Origin of the sequence: Paenibacillus sp. IITD108, assembly GCF_036541265.1 — a bacterium.
In the GTDB taxonomy this organism is placed as follows: domain Bacteria; phylum Bacillota; class Bacilli; order Paenibacillales; family Paenibacillaceae; genus Pristimantibacillus.
Map to the genome: position 1 here is coordinate 63,565 of NZ_JAZHCT010000028.1, position 6,998 is coordinate 70,562.

The 6,998-nt window shown below is 44.0% G+C and carries 5 protein-coding genes; all 5 read right to left on the reverse strand.

The window, feature by feature from the left end; all coding sequences use genetic code 11:
- Positions 1–5 precede the first annotated feature (5 nt).
- A complete protein-coding gene (locus V1L65_RS21295) occupies positions 6–1,553 on the reverse strand; it encodes an extracellular solute-binding protein (protein ID WP_331701272.1) in 1,548 nt (515 codons plus the stop codon).
- Positions 1,554–1,861: 308 nt separating this feature from the next.
- A complete protein-coding gene (locus V1L65_RS21300) occupies positions 1,862–2,722 on the reverse strand; it encodes a carbohydrate ABC transporter permease (protein WP_331701273.1) in 861 nt (286 codons plus the stop codon).
- A gap of 12 nt (positions 2,723–2,734) precedes the next feature.
- A complete protein-coding gene (locus tag V1L65_RS21305; protein WP_331701274.1) occupies positions 2,735–3,655 on the reverse strand; it encodes an ABC transporter permease in 921 nt (306 codons plus the stop codon).
- A 181-nt stretch (positions 3,656–3,836) separates the two neighbouring features.
- On the reverse strand, positions 3,837–6,149 hold the full coding sequence (locus tag V1L65_RS21310; RefSeq protein ID WP_331701275.1) for a helix-turn-helix domain-containing protein: 2,313 nt from the start codon (positions 6,147–6,149) through the stop codon (positions 3,837–3,839).
- Between the two features lie 623 nt (positions 6,150–6,772).
- A partial coding sequence (locus V1L65_RS21315; protein ID WP_331701276.1) for a hypothetical protein occupies positions 6,773–6,998 on the reverse strand: 226 nt, incomplete at its 5' end.

The window sequence follows — 6,998 nt, forward strand, 5'->3', positions numbered from 1 at the left end:
TATATTTATTTTCCGCCGTAAGTTCTCGTGTAAGCTTCGTTGTACATATTCAGCAAATCATCAGAACCGAGCTTTTTCGCCTGGTCGATGAATTGATTATAGTTCTCGTCATTAATTGGTGTTTTGCCTGTAACGAACTCGGTTATTTTTTGCTCCAAAAACTTGTTAAGGTTGTTAAGCTTCGATTTTTCCAGCTCCAGCTCTTCTTCTGTTTTTACAATTTGCTTAGGAGAAGGAATAATATATTGTTCGTAGCTGGCATTAATCTCCTTGCTCTTATCGCTCAGCCCGCGCTCCCACACCTCTCTGGATATCGCATTGTCAAGCGTAACCATATCGTACCAAACGCCCCAATCCTTACGCAGAATCGCAAACGGCGATGTGCCGAATTCAGGATTGTACACTGGCTTGCCATCCTCCAACGTATAGGTCTTGCCTTCAATCCCTAGTGATAAATAGTTCCGCCCTTCCTCGCTCAACAGGTAATCGAGAAACTGAACGGCCCGCTCCTTATCCTTTACCTTGGCGGAAATGGCTCTTCCCGTCGTTCCTACGATCGGTCTGGAGAACTGATAGTTTTTAATGCCGTCAGCCGCGAAGAGCGGCGTAGCATCCAAATCATATTCGCTGATGCCAGCATTGCGGGCCTTGGAGATAAGCATCTCCATATCCGCTTTCCAGAAGTAAGTTACAAGCGACTTGCCCGTCAATATCCGCTCTTCCCACTGCGCCTGCGTCAGCAGGGAGAACTCAGGATCAAGCAGCTTTTCGGCATACAGCTTATTCAAAAACACAAGCATATCTTTATAGCCGGCATGGTAAGGCGCAAATTCATAACGGTCAGATGTTGGATCAATATTATAGAAGCCATGAATGCCTGTAAAAATTCTGCCGAAGGTCGTATACAAGCCGGTATCGCCCACTATAGCGTTAGATATCAACGGATAAGTGCCCGGTTCTTTTTCCTTTAATGCCTTTAAATAGTTATAAAATTCATCTACAGTAGTCGGCGGCTGCAGATTGTACTTATCAATTAAATCCTTTCTGCCATACCATATAAAATTGAAGCCCTTTCCTTCCGCATCGCCCTCGAGCTGAGGCACCGTATACAGCCCGCCATCCGAGCCTGTCGCAAGCGCTTTTGCCTCTGGATATTTATCATAGAAGGCTTTCAGATTTGGCGCTTTGTCCAAATATTTTTCTAAATTTAAAAATACCTTATCAGGCCCATGCTCCCTGCCATCCTGTGTAGGAACATGTATAAAATCTGTCGTGGAATTCGTCGCCATCATAATTTGCCGCTTCTCTTCCAGCCCTTCCTGGCTGACAATCTGGAATTGAATTTTCACGCCTGTTTTCTTCTCGATTTCTTTGAAAATCTCCCAATCATCCCGCACTTTCCCTTCAACCCTGTCATAGACGAGCCACGAGAAAGTGACTGGTTTGTCAGGACTTAACTTGCCATCGCCGCCCTTTGTGCCAGAGCAAGCCGTCAGGACCAAAGAGACAAGCATAATCGCAGCTAAAGCTGTAGTGAACCAGGATCGCTTCATAGCCTAACCTCCCTCTTCATTTGAACTGCATATAGCAATGGATCGAGTTGATCCATAACTATCAAACTAACTGAGGCTGTCGATTAATTGTAGATAGGGCAACAAGCAATAGCAAAAGACTCCACTGCGATCAAGATTGGGATTCCGACCGCTGTTGTAGTCCAATTTTTTCAATCAATAACACCAGTAAAGGATAAAATTGGCCTACAAAGGCGGACGCTGCCGCTTCTCCATTCCCAATCTCGCTCTCCGTTCCCCCTTTCTCATTGCTTCTAAATAGTTGCCCACAATTAATCGACCGCCCCTAGTTACCCCTTGATGCCGCCAATCATCGTTCCCTGCACAAAATATTTTTGAACGAACGGATACATGCATAGAATCGGCAGCGTTCCGATAATAATCATGGCGTATTTCAGTGTCTCCAGATGAGTCATATCCCCTTCACCCTGCACATTTTGTCCGGCTATTAAAATATTGCGCAGCATAATTTGCAGAGGATACATATCGCGATCGCTTAAATAGATAAGAGCGTTAAAAAATGCATTCCATTGATTGACGACTGTAAATAAGCTGATCGTTGCAAATACAGGCAATGAAAGCGGCACAACGATACGCATCAGTATTTGCATCGGGCCGCAGCCGTCTATCGCTGCCGCATCCTCCAGCTCGGCTGGCAGCGCCTCGAAAAACGTCCGCATAATAAACAAATGCCAGGTGCTGATCAGCGTAGGCAGCACAATCGCCCATATTGTATTCAGCATGCCTAGTTTTTGCACGACTAGAAAGGTTGGAATCATTCCGCCGCTGAACAGCAATGTAAAAGCAGCCAGCATCAATATTAGTCTGCGGCCGGGCAGCCAGCGCTTCGCCAGCGGATAAGCCATAGCAGAGGTTGCCGCAAGCGTAAACACCATATGAACGAACGCATAACGAATCGTATTCCAGTAGCTGATCCACAGCTCCGATCTTTTAACAAGCTGCTCATAGGCAATCCATGTAATATCCTTCGGAAAAAGAAGTACAGCACCGCTGGCAACAAGGGCGTTATTGCTGATGGAGGCAGAGAATACGTAAACCAGCGGATACATCATGACGACTACCAGCACCAGCATGAACAAAATATTGCCAACATCAAACAGCCGCGAGGCGAATGTTTCCTGCTTTCTCATCTCACACCTCCATTACCATAGGCTTGTTTCCGAATATTTGCGTACAATCCGATTTGCAGTTACGACCAAAATAAACCCAATTGCCGACTGGAATAGTCCTACCGCTGTCGCAAAGCTGAAATCAGCATCCAAAATACCGCGTCTATACACAAAAGTATTAATAACGTCAGAAGTCTCATAGTTCATCGTGTTGTACAGAAGCAATATTTTTTCAAAGCTCGCCTCCATAAAATTGCCCAGTGTAAGCACGAACAAAATGATCATGACTGGCATCATACCGACAAAGGTAATATGCCGCATCTGCTGAAACCGGTTAGCGCCATCCATCTTCGCCGCTTCATACAGCTGCGGGTCGATGCCGGCTATTGCAGCCAAATAAAGAATCGTTCCCCAACCGACCTTCTGCCATATTTCCGAGCCTACATACAGCGTCCGGAACCATTCGGGCAAACCGAGAAACATAATCGGTTCGATGCCGAACCATTGTACGAGCAAATGATTGATAACGCCTGTTGTGGGGGATAGAAAAGTGACCATAATACCGGCAATAACAACAGTAGAAAGAAAATGGGGCAAGTAGCTGATGTTTTGCACAAAACGCCTAAACCATTTCCCTCTTAGTTCATGGAATAAAATGGCTAGAATAATCGGCGCAGGGAAATGAAAGATCAAATCGTACACGTTTAACATGATGGTATTGCGTATAAGCTTCCACGCATCTGGCGTTACATAGAAAAACTCAATATAATGCTTTAGGCCAATAAACCTGCTGCCCAAAATGCCGCGGCCTACGGAATAATCCTGAAAAGCGATAATGATGCCATACATCGGAACATATTTAAAAATGATGTAATACAAAATACCGGGCAGCATGAGCAAATATAGCGTCCTGTGCTTTTTCAGCACGTAACCCATTCGTCCCAGGCGCGTCATTCCTTTTCACCTCCGCCGTGTAAGCCCTTACAAATTTGTTGTAGCTCAAACTATATATGGATTGCAGACCGCCGTAAAGCATGGTTATTTGTATAAAGGCGCTTCATTTGCCACGCAGGAAAATGGCACTTCAGCGCCATGCAGCAAGAAAATAATGAGACTTTCGGAAAATAAATGCCCTTTAATCAGGCATATGAATCGAGCGATATTTGGCGGGTGTAATGCCTTCGTACTTGCGAAATGCGCGTATTAAAGAATTACGCCCCCAATAGCCTACCTGTTCCGCGATGTCATCCATTTTCAGATCCGTGTCGAGCAGCAGCTGTTTAGCACGGTTCAGCCTTATTTTCGCAATATACTCTACATACTTCTCTCCAACCTCTTCTTTGAACTTGCGGCTGAAATGACCCGTCGACATTTTCATTTGCTCTGCAAAGTGTTCAATGGACAGCTCTTGGTCAATATGCTGCTCGATATACAGCAATATTTCTGCAAACTGCCCGCCTTTACTGCTCTGTGGCTTGCTGAATAACTGCCGGTGAATTTCAGTAAAGCTGCTGCGCAGCTCCTCCCAGGTCATACAGCGATTGATTCTGTCAAACAAATTGTAGTAATAAGGGACGTTCCAGTCATGACGCTCCAATTCTAATGCGCGAATCCAGGTATGCAGCACATCCGTGCATAAATATTTAATTTGTACAGCGGTTGTATCCCGCTTCTCCCCGTCCTCCAGCAATCTCAATACAAATTGCAGCAGCTCATCCAGCTGCCCCGCTTTATACTGATTCATCATTTGAGCTACTTCCTGGCTCGATAAAAAAGCCTCGGCTTGCTGCGTTTCTTTCGATTCAGAAAAATCATTCACGCATATTTCAACCGTTTGCTTAAGGCCGCGATAAATGAGTTGGTCTACTGCATTTTCGTAGGAGCGATGAAGGGAATCCAGCTGTTTAACCGGTTTGCCAACCCCGATAGTAGCCTTGCAATAATCTTTGCCATGCTGCAGCAGAAGCGCTTGTATACGCTCCGCCACACGTAATGCCTCACTTTTGAGAGCAGCCGAATCATAATCTGAAAATGAGTGCTCATTTGACGCTGCTAAAGCATCAGACTTGTGATGCAGCACACAGGCAAGAACGTCCGGCTTGGTCAGGCAAAACCATAGATGGCCGGTACCCGCGTCAGCAATTTTATCCTTCAGTTCAGCTAACCAGAACATTTTGGAGGTTTCGGAGATGGACGCATACGGAACAGCATTAAAGTGCAAGGCAATAGCAATCACCGTTCTTGGCGTATGCTTATTGTAAGCAAAACCAATCTCTCTGGCATAATAGTCTATTGACAGCTCATCTCTATATTGGCCAAGCAGCAGCTGCGTAACAAATTGCTCCTGCATAAAAGGCTGCATTCCTGAAACCAATTGGTATAGCTCTTTATTTTTCACCATAATAGACTGTGAATAGCGCTTGATCATATCCAGCTCATTGCCCTCACGATTAGCTCCCGGTGCCGGCATGTGATGCAGCTTCAGCTCATCATTGATTTCACGGATAGGCCGATACAGGCGTTTGCTCAGCTGATAGGAAACAAAACCGCCGATAATAAGAAAAAAAATAAAGAATAGCCAGCTCGCCCCCTGTACGATACGGACAGGCTTCATAAGTGCTTTCAAATCTACCAGGCTGATATAATGCCAGGATTCACTAAAAACAGATTTCATCCAGGATTGCCCCATCTGTCCATCCACAATAAAACGACTGCTTCCATCAATGCTCCCTGCTCTGATCCGCCTGGTCAGCTCCTCCTGCACCTGTGGGGACAAACCTGCATCGGCTATTATTTTGCCTGCAGCATTCATAATCGCCGTCCCCGTAACCCACTTCTCATCGATTGTAATTTGCTTGCGCAGCTTGTCGGAGCGAAGCGCTACAAGCAAATATACATCTGGATCGTTGCTGTTAAACGGATAGCTTACTGCCGTTGTAAGAGCTGCAGTCTCGAGAAAGTCCATCATTTTCTTCCCATAAAGCTCTGCCTCCAGCATTCTTCGGCTTTGCTTGCTAATTTGCAGCCGTTCGTCGTAATAATAGGCTTTGGATGTATAGGTTTCAGCGGCGACAATCAAATCCTTACCGGCAAAATAATAGTAGGCATGATCGACCATTTCATTCGATTCCAGCTGCTGCAGCTGATCGCGCAAGGAATGAAGCAGTTCCATTCGGCGTTCAGAGTGTTCCTCCGATTGGTCTGGGAGGAGCAGCAAGCTTTTCAAATTCGATGTGCTCAGCAAATGGATCATGCTCGTTTGTAATTGGTGCAGAGCCGTGTCCGTCTGCTCGGAGAAACGATTCATAATAACTGTGTTGTAGCGCTCGGCATCATTCTCGATCATTTGCACGACGAACAGGTGAATAAGCAAGCTGGCTGCAAGGAGAGGAATAAGAATAAGCATGAAATAGTTGGCGAAAAGCTTCCAATAGAGGGTACGCTGCAACCTTCTTTCCCTCCTTCTACATATTATTTTTACTAGTATATTTCTGTTTCTCCATAAAAGTATTGATCTGGTCGAACTGCTGATTCGTAGGGAATAGGGTAACAAGCAACCGAAAGGAATAGCACTGTGCGCAAGTTTGGCTTCCGACCGCTGTTGCCATATTACAATCATTCACAAGAAATGTATGGTGCTTTATGTCGATTCGTTGAAATTTTATTTCATCAGAGGTGTAATTGGAAGAAATTTTCATTATTTGAGGATAGACGGCTTCCGACGTCCTTTAGACAAGCGCATTAACCGTTGAAATATAGGAACGGGTATAAGGAGAAAATTTGAACTTTCCAACACTTTTCGCAAATTTAGAAAACATTTACCTAGCAATAAGCGTCTAAAAAGCAATATGATCGCTGATTATTGGGAAGGGAATTTTTAGTTAAAGGAGCACTGAAGATGAAATCGCTAGAAAAAGAATTCTTGTTTGATGCAATAATCCTCTCCTTAATTCTAAGCTTAGTGTATAGTTTCTTAGTTACAACCATGGATAACTCCCTAGTTTCCAATTCTTATACTTCAGATCTTGGTTTTGCTGTTTTCTCCTTATTTTTTTTAAGTCTATATATATTTCATACTTTAGTTAGTTCTTTAAAGTACGTTGTAGCTAAAATAATAAAAAATTCTTTTTTGGCTAGACTCCTATCCTTTAATTTATTTGGACTTTTATTAATTGGAGCAATTTGTTTCCTCATAAAAGATACAACAAGTATACTTTTAATTATTTCACTAGTTTTTTTCAATATATCCTCATATGTAAACAAAATCACAAACTGATGATGAGCAATATCTATTACA